Below are 15957 nucleotides of genomic sequence, written 5' to 3' on the forward strand. Positions count from 1 at the left end.
CGCGAAGCGCGTCATGTTGGCCTGGAACCAGTTGCGCCACCCCGGCACCACCGAAGCGCGGCCCTGGTCCAGGGCCTTGAGGGCGCGGAGCACGACCTCCTCCGCCGGCGCGAGCGGCCCCACCGCGGCCTGCTTCGTGCCCACCACGTCGAAGAAGGCCGTCTGCACCGGCCCCGGGCAGAGCGCGAGCACGCGCACGCCCCGCTCACGGGTCTCCTCCGACAGCGCCTCCGTGAAGGACAGCACGAACGCCTTGGTGGCGCCGTAGATGGCCATGTACGGCACCGGCTGGAACCCCGCGATGGAGGCCACGTTGAGGATGCCGCCCACGCCGCGCGCGAGCATGTCCGGCAGGAACAGGTGGCAGGTGTCCGCCAGCGCCGTGACATTGAGCATCACCTGCTCGTGCTGCCGAGCGAACGCGGCGGACTCGAACGCACCGTGGGAGCCGAAGCCCGCGTTGTTGACGAGCAGGTCCACGCGCAGCCCCTTCTCCTGGCAGCGCGCGTGCAGCTCCCTGCCGGCGCCCTCGCGGCCCAGGTCCAGCGCGATGACCTCCGCCTGGATGCCGTGCTCCGCCTGGAGCTTCGTCGCCAGCGCGCGCATCCGGTCCTCCGAGCGGGCCACCAGGATGAGGTCCATGCCCCGGGCCGCCAGCTCACGGGCGAACACCTCGCCCAGCCCGGACGACGCGCCCGTCACCAGGGCCCGGTGCCCAGCGTAGGGGAAGGCCCCGGGCCGGGGCGCGGGGGTGGAAGCAGGACGGTGGGAGAGAGGCTGGGACGAAGTCGTTTGCATGGGGTTAGAATGTGAGCGAGCGCTCACGTTCTCAACTCGCGTTGGGCTCACATTCCGTTTCCGGAGGTCCCATGCCCCGCCGTCCCCCTCCCTCCCGTCGCAGGGCGCCCCGCCAGGAGCGCTCGCAGGCCACCTGCGATGCCATCCTCACCGCGACTGCTCGCGTTCTGGTCAAGGACGGGTACGAGGCCGCGAGCACCAACCGCATCGCGCAGGAGGCGGGCGTGAGCGTCGGTTCGCTCTACCAGTACTTCCCGAGCAAGGAGGGACTGGTGACGGCGCTGCTGGAGCAGCACCGCGCTCGGAGTGTGGCGGACTTCGAGGCGGGGCTGGTGCCGTTGGCCGGGCAGCCGCTTCCGGTGGCGATGCGCGCGCTCATCCGGCAGGTCATCGCCGTGAAGCGGGAGAACCCGCGCCTGAACCAGGTGCTGCATGAGCTGATGCCGCGCATGCGCCAGTGGGGCTTGTCGGATGTGTATTCGCAGCGCCTGTTCCGGTTGGTGCGCGCCTTCCTGGCGCCGCGCTTCGAGGACTTGCGTCCCCAGAACCTGGACATGGCGGTCTTCATCCTGGTGACCACCGTGGAGGCGCTCTGCCACACGGCGGTGACGGAGCGGCCGGACTACCTGGAGGATGAGAGCTTCGTGGAGGAGATCGCCACGCTCGCGCTGGGCTACCTGCGTCCGGAACCTGCGGCGGTCCCGGTGCGCCGGACGACCCGGGAGCGGACGGTCCGGATGTGAGCAACATCCCGCCGCGAGGAGGATCCGACGCGCGGCCTTGGAGGGGCGTTCTTGAGGAAGACGTTGCTTCAGGGCGGCGGCGACGCGCGACCCATGGGAATCACCAACGGGCCGGGCAGGTCCGGCCGCGACACGACCTCCACGCGCAACCCGAAGGTGTTCGCGATGAGGTCCGGGGTGAGCACGTTCACAGGGGTGCCGGTCTCCACGCACCGGCCCTGATCCAACACCGCGATGCGGTCCGCGTAGCGCGCGGCCAGGTTCAGGTCATGCAACACCGTGAGCACCGCGCCGCCTTCGTGCGCGAAGGCCCGCGCCCGCTCCAGCACCAGGTGCTGGTGGGAGAGGTCCAGGCTCGCCGTCGGCTCGTCCAGGAGCAGGTAGCGGTGGCCGTGCGCGGGGGGCGTCCACAACTGGGCCAGCACGCGCGCCAACTGCACGCGTTGCCGCTCGCCTCCCGACAGCGTGGTGTACGCGCGCGAGGCCAGGTGCTGCGTGTCCGTGGCATCCAGCGCGGCGCGGGCCACCTCCACGTCGGACGCATCACCACCGCGCCGCGCGTGCGGACTGCGCCCCAGCACCGCCACTTCCAGCGCGGTGAAGCCGAAGCCCAGCGAGGACTCCTGGAGCAGCACGCCCAGCCGCTGCGCGCGTTCCACCAGGGGCCACTGGTGCAACGCGCGGCCTTCCAGGAACACCTCGCCGGCCTTGCAGCGCAGCTCGCCCGACAGCGCGGCCAGCAGCGAGGACTTGCCCGCGCCGTTGGGGCCCACCACGGCCAGCACCTCGCCGGGCCTCACCTCCAGCGACAGCGGACCCGCCACGCGCCCACGACCGCGCCACACCTCCACGTCGCGTGCCTCAAGGCTCATACCGCCTCCTCGCGCGCCGCATGCGCTGGGGCGGGCGGCACGCCCGGACGGAGGCCAGCTCCGTGTCGGGAGCCCCTGAAGTCACGCGGGCCCTCTGCGCGGAGCGCGTGATGCCTGCGGGCACGCCCAGCACGGCGGCCACTTCCAGTTCGCCCGCTTCGGAGTCCTGCTCCCGCGAAGGTGACTCCACGCTCATGCCGTCCCCCTGCGCGACAGGAGCGCGATGAAGGCCGGTACGCCCAGCACGGAGGTGAGCGCGCCCACCGGCAGCTCCGACGGCGCGGCCAGGGTGCGCGAGAGCAGGTCGGACGCGAGCAACAGCGATGCCCCCGTCAGCGCGGACGCCGCCAGCAGCCGCCGGTGGTCCGGCCCCAGCGCCATGCGCAGCAGCGCGGGCACCATCAGGCCCACGAAGCCAATCATCCCCGTGAAGGCCACCGCCGCCCCCACGCCCAGCGCCGCGGAGAGGATGAGCCGGCGCTTGAGGCGCTCCACGTCCACGCCCAGGTGGTACGCCTCGCGCTCGCCCAGCAGCACCAGGTTGAGCGCTCGCGCCTCGCGCAGCACCAGGCCCAGCGTCAGCAGCAGGGGCACCGCCGCGGCGCCCACCGTCTCCCATGACGCTCCCCCCAGGCTGCCCAGGCTCCAGAAGGTGATGGAGCGAAGCTGCGCGTCCGAGGCCGCGTGGGTCAAGAGCCCCATCCCCGCGAACGCTCCGGCGCTCACCGCCACGCCCGACAGCAACATGCGCGGCGTGTCCGTCCGGCCGCCGCCCGTGCCCAGCCGCTGCGCCAGCAACGTCGCGCCCAGCGCGCCCAGGAAGGCCGCGCCCGGCACCACCAGCATGCGCAGCGCGCCCATGTTCGTGCCCAGCGTCACGTCCAGCACGATGGCCAGCACCGCGCCCAGCGCCGCGCCGCTGGAGGTTCCCAGCAGCCCCGGCTCCACCAGCGGATTGCGGAAGAGCGCTTGCAGCGCGGCGCCCGTCGTCGCCAGCACCGCGCCCACCATCATGCCCAGCACCACGCGCGGCAGGCGGAGCGTGAACAGCACCGCGCGCTGCGTCGGCTCCATCCGTTGGGAGGCCTCGCCCAGCCCCAGCGCCTCCCACAGGCTGCCGAGAATGGCGGCCGGAGGCACCGGCACCGTCCCTATCGCCAGCGACGCGAGCGCCACCAGCGCCAGCACCAGGCTCAGCGTCACCCAGGGCCGCACGCCCGGAAGCCGCGAAGGCACCGGACGCGCGGAGGACACAGGCAGGGCCTCCGACGCGCTCATTTGCCGCCGCCCTTCCCCGCCGCCGGCAACACCCCGTCCTGCAGGCGACCCACGGCCTTGCCCAGCCCCGGCCCCAGGCCCATGAAGTCCACGTCGTCCACGGTGACGAGCTTCCAACCCTTCACCTGCGACAGGCCGGGCTGCCTCGCGAGGCCCTCCGCCCCGCCCACCGACTCCACCGAGCCCGCGGGCAGCAACACGAAGTCCGGTGCCGCCGCCACCACCGCCTCCGCGCTGAGCGGCTTGTAGCCCTTCAAATCCCCCACCGCGTTCACCGCGCCCGACAGGCGGATGAGCGTGTCCGCCACGGATCCGGAGCCCGCCACCATCATCGTGCCCGCGCCCCGCGCGTACACCGCGAGGATGCGCGGCGGCTTCGTGCCCTTCGCAGCCGTCACCCGTCCGGCCGCCCGCGCCAGGTCCTCGTCCAGCTTCGCCACCAGCGCCCGGCCCCTGTCCGGCGTGCCCAGCCGATCCGCGACGGTCTGGATGCGAGCGCGCGCCGCCTCCACCGTGGGCTCGTTGGCGAACGTCTCCACCTGCATGCCCGTCTGCTTCAATTGCTCCAGCACCGCCGGAGGCCCGGCCTCCGCCGACCCCAGCAGCAGGCCCGCGCCCAGCGACAGCACCCCTTCGGCCGACAGCGCGCGCTGGTAGCCCACCGTGCGCACCTTCGATGCCTCCGGCAGCGCCCCGCTGGAGTCATCCACGCCTACCACCCGGTCGCCCGCGCCCAGCGCGAACACCGTCTGGGTCATCGCAGGCCCCACGACGACGAGCTTCGGCGCGGCCTTCGCTTCCGCCTTCTTCGGCTCGGGCGGCGCCGCGTGCACGGACAGGGCGAACAGGGCGGACACGAGCCCCCACTTCGAGGCCATGCGCTTCATGACGCCACCTCCACCGCGGGCAGCGCCCGGCCCAGCTCTTCCATCAACGCCCGCCACGCCGGGGACTCCAACTCCCCCGGCTTGCGCTTGCCGAACAGCAACCCGATGTTCTCTCCCGCGCGGTCGAACAGCTCCAGCGAAGTGACGGTGCCGTCGCGCGTGGGCTTGCGCACCACCCAGGCGGAGTGGACCTGATCCGCGCGCACGTGGAGGTTGAAGCCCGGATCCAACACGTTCATCCACGGGCCCATGGGGCGCACCGTGCGCACCGGTCCGGTGTGGATTTGAATCGCCCCCGGGTTGCCCACGAAGATCATGATGGGCATCGCCGACGACGCGGCGCGCTCCAGCGTCCAGCCCAGCGCGTCCGGCGCCACCGGCAGCGCGAAGTCCGGGCCCGCGAGCCGCAGCGCCTGCGTGCGCGCCACCTTGAAGCGCTTGAGCAGCGCGAAGAATTCGTGCGTGTCCTGGAGCGCACGCCAGCCCTCCACCAGTCCGGGCGCGTCGATGTCCGCATCCGGCAGGGGCACGGCCGGCGCGGCGACCGGCACCACGTTCAATACGTGGGACTGATCCTCGTGCTTCAGCTCCGTCACCAGCGCCTCGAACGCGGCGACGTCGCCCTCCGGTTGGAGGTAGATCTTGTGCACGGCGGTGCCCGCCGCGTCGAACACATGGAGGCTGCGGCGCACCTCGCCGGACACGTCCTCGCGCAGCGCGAACGCGAAGCACCACCGCGACAGGAACAGCCGCAGGTCGATGTCCTCGTCCAGCACGAGCGCCATCGCGCCGTGCACCTCCACCTTGCGGTAGACGCCCTTCTTCTCATGCACCGCGGACGCGTTGCGCGTCAGGGCCATCACCCGCCCCAGCGACTCCAGCCGGGGCAGGAGCACGTCGAAGCGCGGCTCCAGCCGCACCAGCTCTCCGTTCAGCCCGGTGGCGAGCAGCTCCGCCTCGCTCACCCCCAACTGCTCCGCCGCGTCGCGGATGCGCGTGCGCGGCTGGGACTCCCGAAAGGCCTGCCAGCGCTCTCGCAGCGCGGCGGTCGTGCTGCCGGACTTCTCCGCGGAGGTCGTCGTCATCACGGCTGCCCTCCGGCCGGAGCGATGACCTTCGCCCACCGCAGCTTCAGGTTCGCGGGCGTCCCGGCGTCGTCGTAGTACGACAGCATCTCCACCTTGAAGTACGTCCCCTGGTCGGAGCGGACGACGTAGAGCTGCGCGCGCGGCGTGAGCGTGTGGAACTTCAGGTCGTAGAGGTACCAGTTGCCCCCCGCGTTGAAGACGGTGTCCGGCGTGGTGTCCACGTCGTCACCGTCGGCGGCATCCGTGGCCCAGCCCGTCGCCGGAGCCTGGGTGAGCGCTTCAAACGTCGTGTCCGCGAGGACGGCCACCTGCACGCCGCCCGTCCCGCTGACGCCCCCGCGCGACTTCACCACGAAGCGCTGGAAGGCCAGGTCCCAGGCCGCGTCCTCGGTCGCGCTGACCTCCTTGCCGATGTCCAGATCCAGGCCCACCCACAGCGTCGGCTCCGTCGCGTTGATGACCGACGTGAAGGACCCGTCGCCGTTGTCCTGGTGCTTGAGGTTGGCGCTGTCCTCTGGATGGACGACGGGGTCCTCCTCCTCGGGCCCTGGCTGGGGTTGCAGGTCGTCACCACAGGCGGAGCTCAGGCCCGCGACGAGCAGCGCCGCGCAGGCACGGCCCAGAAAGCCAGGGCGGAACGGGATGGGGAACATGCGGACTCCTTGCAGGAAACACGGAGGTGGGAAGGACAGCTCAGAACCGGGTGGACACCCCGGCCTGGACGGTGCGGGGAGGAATGGGCAGATCCTTCGGATTGCCCGCGTCGGTGAGGTTCGTGCCGACGACGAAAAGCTGGAGCCCGCCCGCTGGCATGAGCCAGGCGATACGGGCATCCAGGGAGATGGTGGGGCTGGCACGGTAGGAATCCGCCACACCGTCTCCGTTGGTATCTGGGTAGAAGGGCCGCTCGCCCGTGAGCGCGCCGCGCACCAGGGCTTCCAGGCCCCAGGGGCGGTAGCGCCAGGAGGCCTGCGCGGTGAAACGGTGGCGCGCCTGGCCTTCCAGTTGGCGCTCCAGGTCCTGGTCGGTGCCGTCGGTGAGCGTGTAGCCCAGCTCCACCTGGACGCGGCCGGGCAGCGACTGGCGCACGCCCAGCTCGCCGCCGCGCACGCGCGCACGCGCGATGTTGATGTACGAGTAGCGCAGGGCCTCGCCCTCGGACTGGAGCGACGCGGCGATCATGTCGCGCAGCGAGTGCTGGAACACGCCCGCCCACACCACGGAGTCGCGAAAGGGCCGCACCTCCACGTTGAGGTTGTAGCTGCGGGAGCGCTCCGGCTTCAGGTCCGGGTTGCCACGCACGGTGTAGCCCACCGACGGGTTCTCGAAGTCGATGAGCAGGTCCTGGAAGCTGGGCGCGCGGTAGCCCCACCCGTAGCCGCCGCGCAGCGTGAGCCACGACAGGGGGTCTACCTTCAGCGCCGCCCGGGGCGTCACCGCGAACCCGAACTGCGAATCCAGGTCCACCCGTCCGCCCCGCACAATCACCAGCCCCAGCTTCTCCCAGATCGTCCAGGTGTCCTGCGCGTAGAAGGAGCCGCGCCCGCGCCGCCCCTTGCCGCCGTCCAACCGGTCCGAGCGCAGCCACTCGCCCAGGTACTCCGTGCCCACCACGAACGCGTGCGAGCCGGGCCGCGCGTCCAACTGCACGCCCAGGCGGGCCTGCTGGTCGCGCGTGTCCTCCACGGAGTCCAGCGCGGAGGCGTTGCGCTGGTCGCGCAGGTAGCGGCGCTCGTAGTGCCCGTAGGACAGGTCCGTGCGCAATATCGCCTTCCCCCCCAGCTTCCAGGACGGCGACAGGCGCGAGGCGAAGGTGTTGTCGCGGGTCGCGCGGTCGAAGACGGCGTTGCCCGCGCCCAGGTCCACGCCGCGCTGGATGCGGTGGGAGAAGGACGCCGTGCCCTCCAGCGACATCTTCTCCGAACCGCGCCAGTCACCGCGCGCGGACAGGTCATACCCATCCAGGCTGCTGCCGGAGGTGCCGATGTCCGTCGGGTCCAGGTCATACGCGGCGCGGCGCTGGAGCCCTCCGCTCATGCGCAGCCCCCACGCATCGCCGCGCGTCTCGCCCGTCGCATCCAGGTCCAGGCGGTTGCGCGTGCCGTAGGCGGCCCGCAGGTCCGCGCCCAAGGGGCGCTGCGCCTTGCGCGTGATGAAGTTCACCACGCCCGCCACCGCGTCGCTGCCGTACATCACCGACCCCGGGCCCTTCACGATCTCCACCTGCTCGATGTCCTCCATCGACAGGCGCGACAGGTCCACGTCGCCGTCCACCTTGCCGGTGACGCGCTCGCCGTCCACCAGCACCAGCACGTACTCCGGCGCCAGGCCCTGCATGGACAGCCCCGCGCCAGAGAAGCCCTGCTGCACCACGAGGCCCGGGCGCGCGGAGAGCAGCTCGGAGGCGTCCCGCGCCCCGCTCGCGACGATCTCCGCGCGGGTGATGACCTCCGTCGTCACCGGGGATTCGCGCACGCGCTCCTGGCTGCGAGAGCCCGTCACCACCGTCTGGAGCGCGGGGGCCTCCTGGGCCACGCCGGCATCCACCACGCCGCCATCCACGACGGACGGCACGTCCTCCGCCCGGGCGACGCCGGACAGGAGCAGAAGACTCAGCAGTGCGTAACCACACCAACGCCCGGGCATCCCAGGTCCTCCCGGCACGAAGGCCGGGGGCCTCCGCGAAAGGGAAGCCTGTCGGGCGCTGGGCTCAAGGGCCTCGGGCCTCAGGAAACACACCTCAACCACTTCCGGCGCCTCACGCGGCTCCGGACGCTCCAGGTCTGCTCAGCCGCCTTCACCCCGGGGCGCGGGGGTGCCCCTGCGGGACTCCCGCGCAGGCGCGGAGCCTTCCAGCGGAACCACCTGCGTCCGGTGACACCGGCGGCACTTCAACTCCACGCCGCCCGGCACCAGCCGCGCCAGCAGGCTGCCGCACATGCAGCGCAGCTCCCCGGCACTTCCCTGTGGCCCGCATCCCTCGTGCATCGCGGCTCCCTGCGTTTGATGGGGCCGGACGATATTGATACTGAATATCAAAGTCAAAAGACTTCCGGTGAACACCTCAAGTAGGCGTTCGTATGGGGAAGCCCCTACTTCGTGCCCGTCTTCGCGGCGGGGCGGGGCGCGGCGGAGTCCTTGGGGACGGGGAGCAGGGGCACGCGGCCCTCCGGGTAGAGGGCGGTGACGCGGTCACCGCGCAGCTCCAGCGCGGCCAGGTGGCGGCCGTAGTGGGTGGAGAGCCCGGTGTCGATGACGATGACGCGACCTGCGAAGCGGACGTTGAGGCGACCGTCCTTCGTGGGGGTGTGGCCCATCACCATGCGGCGGGCGCCGAAGCGCTCCAGCACCTGGGTGAGGCCCGCGTCCCACTTCGCTTCCTCGTCGGTGGCGTAGCCCCGGAACCACACCGGGCCGTTGGGATCCACGGCGCCGCCCGGCGGCTGGCCCGGCGTCACGTCCTGCCACACCCAGCGGTTGACGGCCTCCAGCGTCGTGCCCGGGACGCTGGGGGAAAGCCCCCCGTGCATGAAGAGCGTGTCGTTGACGCGGATGACGGCGGGGTGTTTGCGCAGCCACTGGCCATAGCGCCCGTCCGGGGCGTAGGCGGCGGTGTGGCCATGGGTGCCCCGGGGCTCGCCCGGTCCGTCCGCGGTGGGCGACTGGTCCGCGAAGGAGGCGAGCTCGCCCGGGGTGACGTAGCGCAGGTCTCCGCGCATGTTCATGCACTCGTGGTTGCCCAGGAGCGCATGCACACGGCCTCCGGCCTTGCGGGCCTCGGGCTCCAGGCGCATGAGCAGTTCGAAGGCGTCGCGGGTGTGGTCGCCCCGGTCGGGCAGGTCGCCGGTCTGCACGAGGTGCGCCTTGCCGCCAATCCAGTGGTCCTTCGCGTCGATGAGGCCCGCCAGCCGGAGCACCTCCTTGAAGGCCTCCACGTCGCCGTGGACATCCGCGACGGCGACGACGCGCTCCACGCCCTGGAAGACGAAGGGATCCTCCGCCTTCGGGGCGGCGGCGGTGGCGAGCGCGGGCAGCAGCAGGCAGAGCAGGATGGGACGCACGGGCTTCCTTCTTCGCCGCGAGGAACACCGCGCGCGGCGGGCAGCAGGGAAGCCTATCGCACGTCCCGCACCGGCCTGCGCGCGCACGGTGGAACAGGCGGGCAACGAAGCCCCTGCCCCCGGTAACAGCCCTCACCGGTATCGGGCGGGGATGGCGCGCAGGAGCTGCGCATCCTTCCAATCCCAGGCGCGCGAGGGGTCGCGGTCCACGTCCGCCGGGAAGGAGTTCCAGCCGTGGACGTCATAGGAGTTGGAGGCACGCCAGTGGACGAGCACGCTGAACACGGCCGTCACGGTGAGCACGCCCGCGAGGACGCGGTGCCGCGACGGGGCCTCCAGCACGCTCTGCACGGGGTACGCGAGGAAGTAGGCGAGGTATGGCAGCGCGTCGGTGAAGAAGCGCGGGCCAATGGAGTGCCCGGCCCACCAGATGGCGAAGGAGGAGATGACCATCCAGTGCAGGACCAGGATGATGGCGAAGACGACTTCGTAGGGCTCCAGGCCCCGGCGGCGCCACTGCTGGACGAACCCCACGACGCCCAGCACCAGGAACGGAGAGAAGGCGAACAGGCCGCGTGAGGGGCTGACGAGGTTGGCGGCCAGGGCCATGAAGAACCGGCTGGCGAGCGGCTCCAACGAATGCCGGTAGTAGGGCGACAGCACCGCGCCATGGACAGACAGGTTGTAGGCACAGAAGGGAATCGCCACGAGCACCGCGCCCGCGAAGTAGGCCGGCAGTTGGCGCCGGTATTTCAGGGCCATGAATCCGGTGACGACGAGGACGCTGAGGGAGTGCGTGGGTCGGCAGACGTAGGCGAGCGCGACCCAGAGGCCCAGCAGGAACGCGGTGCGCACGGTCTGCGCGGGCCGGGCCAGCAGCAGCATGATGCAGGCGATGGTGAGCAGACCGGGCCCGTGCTGCCAGAGCACGCGGCTCGCGGTGGAGAACGCCGTGGTGCCCAGGCCAAAGAGCAGCACGGTGACAAGCGCCGCGCCCGGCGACACCCGCCTGCGCAGCGTGATGAGGAGCACCGCCGCCGCGGCGCAGACGTAGAACGAGGCGATGAGCTGTTCGGTGCGGTTGTAGGCGCCCAGGTCCACCAGGCCGGTGCGTCGGAACAACTCCAGCCAGGCCAGCGCGTCCGCACCGAACTCCCCCAACTGGGGCAGCACGGGCCGCATCAGGGAGAAGAGCCCTTCGGCGGCGGCCACGAACGGGAGCGCGGAGACCATCACGCCCGGCGGGTACACGTAGTACGTGTGGCCGCCGGCCTCGTTGCGCGCATAGTCCGTGTCGGGAATGAACGTGGGTCGGAACTCGTCCAGGTCGGTGTTGCCTTCATGGAGGATGCTGGCCGCGGAGGGAATGGACCACAGCGAGTCCGTCTGCATCCGCACCCGGCTCACGGAGTAGATGCCAAACAAGGCCAGACACATCAGCCAGAGCGCGAGCGGAGAGGCCGCGAAGGCACTGCGGGGCGGAGCGGTGGGTGTCTGCACGAAGTGACTTCTAGCCAATCCGCCTGTCGAGCGTCAGGGACGTTCGATTCCGTGTCCCGACATCTCCCTTCCCCGCGCCGTGGAATCGACGAGGATGGGCCCCATGCAAATCTGGGTTGATGCCGATGCATGCCCTGGCCCCGTGCGGGACATCCTCCTGCGCGCCGTCCAGCGCCTGAAGGTCCCCATCGTCTTCGTGGCGAACAAGCCGCTGGCGCTCCCGCGACTGGCCTATGTCTCCACGGTGCAGGTGGGCGCGGGGCTGGACGTGGCGGACCGGCACATCGCCACCTCCGCGCAGCCGGGCGACCTGGCCGTCACGCAGGACATCCCGCTGGCCGCGCTCCTCGTGCCCAAGGGCGTGGTGGTGATGGATCCGCGCGGAGAGCTCTTCACGCCGGAGAACATCGACGAGCGGCTGTCGGTGCGAAACTTCATGCAGGACCTGCGCGACAGCGGCGTCACCACCGGCGGCCCCAGCAGCTTCTCGCAGCAGGACCGCCAGCAGTTCGCCGCCACGCTCGACCGGGAACTCACCCGGCTCGTGAAGCAGCAGGGCTGAGGCCGTCGCCTACCGGCCGCTCGCGCCGCCACTGCCCTCCACCGCGGGCGTGCCCGTCGAAGGCGACACGGGGCTGGTGCCGATGGCCTTGTTCTTCTTCCAGGCGTCCGGGGTGATGTCCAGGCGCGCCCCGGGGTTCTGCGTCGTGACGAGCGGAATCAGGGGCGCCGCGCGGACCGGATCCGTGACGGCCTCACCCGAACCGCCCGTGCCCGCCTTGTCGACGTCCACGCACATGTAGTCGTCCGCCGACGCCTGCCCGGAGGTGCCGGAGCCTCCCGTAGCCCCTTCGGGGGCCGTGTCCCCATAGAAGTTCATCCCGTGGTCGCGGAGCATCGCCTGCGTGCGAGGGGAAGCCTCCGCGTCCCAGGACAGCTCGTCACTGGCTCCCACCGGGGGCTCCGTGCGCTGCGCCTGCGAACCGGAGCCTCCGGTGCCACTGGCGTCCTCGGATGCGCGGGAAGCACCCTCGTGGGCACATCCTCCCAGCAGGAGGGCGGTGAGCGCGGCCATGAGCGGAAGCTTCATCGGGGGTTCCTCCAGAAGTGTCGTCCGTCATTCAAGGTGGAGGCACTTGTGTCCGGGGCAAGCGACAGGAACCGGCCGGGCCAGCGGCTCCGTCCCCGGAAGCGCCCTCGCCCTCACGTCTCAGTGGTCGGTGAATGGGGTGCCCCCGTGCAGGCAGGCCAGCGCCGCCACGGTCAGCGACTCACATCCCCTGCGCAGCGAGCCCGCCCGGTCCGGTGCGTAGAAGGGCGAATGCGGCCCCGGCACGTGCGTCACCTTCTCCAGCGGGGTGTCGCCTGGCGCCTCCGCCCAGGTCTTCAGCGGCGTGATGCCCACGTACCAGTACGCCGTGGGCACCGGGCGCTCCGGCCCGCGCGCGAAGAAGGGGAAGTCCTCGCTCGCGGTGGCGAGCACGCCCGGCACCAGCGCGTCCTGCCCGAACCACGTCGCGTGCGCGGCCTGGACCCTGCGGATCAGCGCCGTGTCGTTGCGGTTCACCGGCGTGTTCGCCACCACCTCCACCAGGGGAGGCTTCGGTGAGCCCGAGGCCAGGGCCTCGCCCTTCACGACGCGCTCGATGGCGGCGAGGACACGGGCCATCACCGCGTCGTCCTCCGTGCGCACCGTCAGCTCCAGCAGCGCTTCGTCCGGAATCACGTTGGCGCGATTTCCCGCCTGGAAGTGCCCCACCGTCACCACCGCCGCCTCCAGCGGGGACAGCTCGCGCGACACGATGGTCTGCAGACGCAGCACCACGCTGGCCCCCAGCACCACCGGGTCCACCGACAGTTCGGGCTGCGCCCCGTGCGCCCCCCGGCCGAAGAGGCGGATGCGCACGCTCGTGGCGCCCATCATCGTCACGCCCTCGCGGTGCATGAAGGTGCCCACCGGCAGCGGCGCGGTGTGCTGGCCCAGCACGGCGTCCGGCGTGCCGAAGCGCGCATACAGCCCGTCCTCCAGCATCGCCAGCGCGCCCGTCAAGGTCTCCTCCGCCGGCTGCCCCACCACCAGCACCGTGCCCCGCCATGCGTCGCGCGAGCGCGCCAGCAGGGCCGCCGTGCCCACGAGGCACGCGGTGTGGACGTCGTGGCCGCACGCGTGCATCACCGGCACGCCGTCCTTCGTCTTCACGTGGCTCGCGTACGGCAGCCCCGTCTTCTCCTCCACGGGCAGCGCATCCATGTCGCCGCGCAGCAGCACCGTGGGCCCGTCCCCGTTGCGCAGCACGCCCACCACGCCGTGGCCACCGACGCCCTGACTCACCTCGTAGCCCGTGGCCGCAAGCCTTCGGGCCACCTCCGCCGCCGTGCGAGCTTCCTCCCCGGACAGCTCCGGATGTTCGTGCAGGTCTCCGTAGAGCGCGTCCACGTCCGGCAGCACCGCGTCCAGGTGTTGCAGCACGCGACGGGCGCGGTCCTTCAGGTCGGCCTCGGGGGTTTCGCGCTCCGAGACATGCGGGGTGCCGGTGTCGTTCATTGCTTGCGCTCCCTGGCCGGTGACGTGCTGGGGGTGAGTGATGGCGCCGGCCATCTCTCAAGGTGGAAGTTCCGGAAGGGGTGTCACAGGTGGAAGCCGGGAGGCGGGCGGGGGCTCGCGGGGTGGCCCAGGGCGCCCGGCCCTCCAGGGTGCCGTGGGCCTTCGGGGAATCGCCTGTCCGTTCGTTGTCCGCCCATCCCTGGGAGGCCACCTTGAAGACGCGCAGACAACAGCGGAAAGGGAGCTGTCATGAAGCGAGGCATTGGACTGGGGCTCTGCCTGGTGGGGCTGACGGGCGGAGCCGCGGGGGCCCAGGCACCTCCGGATGACGCGCCCGTGCGGTCGCGGCACCACATGGAGTGGAGGGGCCCCTACTTCCTGCTGGGACTCGGCGTGGAGGGCTACACGGGGAAGCTCGCGCCCAACCTGGATCCGGGTCCGACCTACGGCGTGCTCCTCGGCTATCGCCCCAACGACTATCTGGGCCTGGAGGTGGGCTACAGCGGCGGCGCCAGCAGCCTCGCCGTGTCGGAGAGTCCCTCCATCGGCAACCCGGACATCGTGCGCAACGGCGCGCAGGCGGGAGTCACGCTGGGCTTCAGCGCCACGCGGCTCCAGCCGTTCGCGCTCGCGGGCATCGGCGTGGAGCGCTACTCGGTGCGCTCGGGGAACTTCTTCCAGTTCTTCGACGACACGGGCGGCTACGCCCCTGTGGGCCTGGGCGCGCGCTACCAGCTCACCCCCCGGCTCACGGTGGAGGCACGCGGCACCTACAGCTTCCTGTTCGGGCAGGACTTCGCGCGGGCGCAGGACCTGGGCGCCGGGGATGGCCGCTACGCGGGCACGCTCCAGATTGGCGGCAGCTACTGACGGGACTTCCGCCCGCGGCCGTGTTCGAGAGGGAAGCGGCTGCATTCGGCGGGGGCCTTGCTAGCATCGGGCCCGCGCCCTCCGCCGAAAGCCGCTCCCCTGAATACGTCCGAATCACGTCACCTCGCCGGCCTGGACCTGCTCCGGGGACTGGCCATCATCCTCGTCGTCCTCTTCCACCACCCGCGCCCCCCAGAGCACGAGACCTACCGGATGGTCGCCAACTTCGGTTGGACGGGCGTGGAGCTGTTCTTCGTGCTCAGCGGCTTCCTCATCGGCGCGCAGTTCCTGGAGCCGTTGGCGAAGGGCGAGACACCGTCGCTGCGTCGCTTCTACCTGCGACGCGCGCTGCGCATCCTGCCGCCCTTCCTCGTCGTGCTGGGGCTGTACGTGTTCGTGCCCGCCTGGAGCGAGCGGCCCTTCGTGACGCCCGCTTGGCGCTTCCTCACCTTCACGCAGAACTTCGGCCTGCACATCGGCGGCTTCTCCCATGCGTGGTCGCTGTGCGTGGAGGAGCACTTCTACCTGGTGCTGCCGCTCACCCTGCTCGCGCTGCGCGGACGTGCCCGGGCGCCGTATGTGCTCGCGGGCGCGGTGGCCGTGATGCTGGGCGGGATGCTCCTGCGCGGCGGGCTGTGGCTGCACCTCTTCGGGAGCCTGGGCCCCGACGACCTGGCCTGGCGTGACTACGACACGTTCCTCTACTACCCGACGTACGCGCGGCTCGACGGGCTGCTGTGCGGCGTGCTGCTCGCCACCGTGCGCGTCTTCCGGCCCGCCCTGTGGCAGCGCTGGACGCAGCGGCCCGGGGTGCTGCTCCCGGGGTTCGGGCTGCTGTGCCTGGGAGGCGCGGCGTACGTGAACCATCAATACAACCGGGAGCTCTCCTTCGCCGTGCTGGCCTTCCCACTGGCCTCGCTCGGGTACGCGGCGCTGCTGGTGTCGCTGGCCGGGCCCGCCGTCTCGCACGCCTGCGCCCGCATCCCGGGCGTGCGAACCTTCGCGGTGCTGAGCTTCACCGTCTACCTCACGCACAAGTCCATGCAGCACCTGGTGCGCGTCGCCCTGGAGCCTTACGGCCTGGGCACGTTCCACGTCGTCACGCTGGTCGGCGGAGCCGTGGCGGTGCTGCTCGCGTCGCTCCTCCTACACCATGGGGTGGAGCGTCCCGCGCTGAGATGGCGTGAACGGCTGGAGCGAAGACTCACCGGCAAGGAACACCGGGTCAGCCCCGCCCTGCGTTAGGGCCGGGCTTCTGCCCGACAGAAGCCAGGGCCAGGGAGGAGCCCCGGGCCCACGAGCCCCGCACGCCCCG

General features: G+C 71.4%; 17 protein-coding genes. 4 read left to right on the top strand and 13 right to left on the bottom strand.

The window, feature by feature from the left end:
• The coding region (locus OV208_RS16845) for an SDR family NAD(P)-dependent oxidoreductase (protein WP_267574852.1) at positions 1-798 on the bottom strand (798 nt) is incomplete at its 3' end.
• 71 nt (positions 799-869) lie between these two features.
• On the opposite strand from OV208_RS16845, the gene OV208_RS16850 reads away from it, so the two are divergent.
• Positions 870-1541 (top strand): TetR/AcrR family transcriptional regulator, encoded by a 672-nt coding sequence (locus OV208_RS16850; RefSeq protein WP_267574853.1) that lies wholly within the window; start codon positions 870-872, stop codon positions 1539-1541.
• Positions 1542-1609: 68 nt separating this feature from the next.
• Here the strand turns inward: OV208_RS16850 and OV208_RS16855 are convergent, their stop codons facing one another.
• The 10 genes from OV208_RS16855 to OV208_RS16900 form a co-directional block, all read right to left on the bottom strand.
• Positions 1610-2413 carry a heme ABC transporter ATP-binding protein gene (locus OV208_RS16855; protein ID WP_267574854.1) on the bottom strand — a complete coding sequence of 268 codons (804 nt, stop codon included), beginning with the start codon at positions 2411-2413 and terminating at the stop codon, positions 1610-1612.
• Complete coding sequence (locus OV208_RS16860; RefSeq protein WP_267574855.1) at positions 2403-2609, bottom strand: hypothetical protein; 207 nt, start codon at positions 2607-2609, stop codon at positions 2403-2405. Before OV208_RS16860 ends, OV208_RS16855 begins: the two co-directional genes overlap by 11 nt.
• Complete coding sequence (locus tag OV208_RS16865; protein WP_267574856.1) at positions 2606-3691, bottom strand: FecCD family ABC transporter permease; 1086 nt, start codon at positions 3689-3691, stop codon at positions 2606-2608. Before OV208_RS16865 ends, OV208_RS16860 begins: the two co-directional genes overlap by 4 nt.
• Positions 3688-4578, bottom strand: a complete 891-nt coding sequence (locus OV208_RS16870) for a heme/hemin ABC transporter substrate-binding protein (protein WP_267574857.1) — start codon at positions 4576-4578, stop codon at positions 3688-3690. The genes OV208_RS16865 and OV208_RS16870 overlap by 4 nt, the downstream gene beginning before the upstream one ends.
• Positions 4575-5663, bottom strand: a complete 1089-nt coding sequence (locus tag OV208_RS16875; protein ID WP_267574858.1) for a hemin-degrading factor — start codon at positions 5661-5663, stop codon at positions 4575-4577. Before OV208_RS16875 ends, OV208_RS16870 begins: the two co-directional genes overlap by 4 nt.
• Positions 5663-6319 carry an HmuY family protein gene (locus tag OV208_RS16880; protein ID WP_267574859.1) on the bottom strand — a complete coding sequence of 219 codons (657 nt, stop codon included), beginning with the start codon at positions 6317-6319 and terminating at the stop codon, positions 5663-5665. The genes OV208_RS16875 and OV208_RS16880 overlap by 1 nt, the downstream gene beginning before the upstream one ends.
• Before the next feature lie 40 nt (positions 6320-6359).
• Positions 6360-8312, bottom strand: a complete 1953-nt coding sequence (locus OV208_RS16885) for a TonB-dependent receptor plug domain-containing protein (RefSeq protein ID WP_267574860.1) — start codon at positions 8310-8312, stop codon at positions 6360-6362.
• A 141-nt stretch (positions 8313-8453) separates the two neighbouring features.
• Positions 8454-8606, bottom strand: a complete 153-nt coding sequence (locus OV208_RS16890; RefSeq protein WP_267574861.1) for a hypothetical protein — start codon at positions 8604-8606, stop codon at positions 8454-8456.
• 152 nt (positions 8607-8758) lie between these two features.
• The gene (locus tag OV208_RS16895) at positions 8759-9727 is read right to left on the bottom strand and encodes a metallophosphoesterase (protein WP_267574862.1); all 969 of its coding nucleotides are present in this window, start codon (positions 9725-9727) and stop codon (positions 8759-8761) included.
• A gap of 132 nt (positions 9728-9859) precedes the next feature.
• Positions 9860-11227 (bottom strand): hypothetical protein, encoded by a 1368-nt coding sequence (locus tag OV208_RS16900; RefSeq protein WP_267574863.1) that lies wholly within the window; start codon positions 11225-11227, stop codon positions 9860-9862.
• Between the two features lie 103 nt (positions 11228-11330).
• On the opposite strand from OV208_RS16900, the gene OV208_RS16905 reads away from it, so the two are divergent.
• The gene (locus OV208_RS16905) at positions 11331-11789 is read left to right on the top strand and encodes a YaiI/YqxD family protein (protein WP_120532116.1); all 459 of its coding nucleotides are present in this window, start codon (positions 11331-11333) and stop codon (positions 11787-11789) included.
• A gap of 9 nt (positions 11790-11798) precedes the next feature.
• Here OV208_RS16905 and OV208_RS16910 read toward each other — a convergent pair whose 3' ends face one another.
• Complete coding sequence (locus tag OV208_RS16910; protein WP_267574864.1) at positions 11799-12317, bottom strand: hypothetical protein; 519 nt, start codon at positions 12315-12317, stop codon at positions 11799-11801.
• Positions 12318-12437: 120 nt separating this feature from the next.
• Positions 12438-13772 carry an amidohydrolase gene (locus OV208_RS16915; RefSeq protein WP_267574865.1) on the bottom strand — a complete coding sequence of 445 codons (1335 nt, stop codon included), beginning with the start codon at positions 13770-13772 and terminating at the stop codon, positions 12438-12440.
• Positions 13773-14021: 249 nt separating this feature from the next.
• Here OV208_RS16915 and OV208_RS16920 point away from each other — a divergent pair, with 249 nt between their 5' ends.
• Both OV208_RS16920 and OV208_RS16925 read left to right on the top strand, forming a co-directional pair.
• Positions 14022-14642, top strand: a complete 621-nt coding sequence (locus OV208_RS16920; RefSeq protein ID WP_267574866.1) for an outer membrane beta-barrel protein — start codon at positions 14022-14024, stop codon at positions 14640-14642.
• A 57-nt stretch (positions 14643-14699) separates the two neighbouring features.
• Positions 14700-15887 carry an acyltransferase family protein gene (locus tag OV208_RS16925; protein ID WP_267574867.1) on the top strand — a complete coding sequence of 396 codons (1188 nt, stop codon included), beginning with the start codon at positions 14700-14702 and terminating at the stop codon, positions 15885-15887.
• The last annotated feature ends 70 nt before the right edge of the window (positions 15888-15957 follow it).

It is taken from the genome of Corallococcus sp. bb12-1 (assembly GCF_026626765.1).
In the GTDB taxonomy this organism is placed as follows: Bacteria; Myxococcota; Myxococcia; order Myxococcales; family Myxococcaceae; genus Corallococcus; species Corallococcus terminator.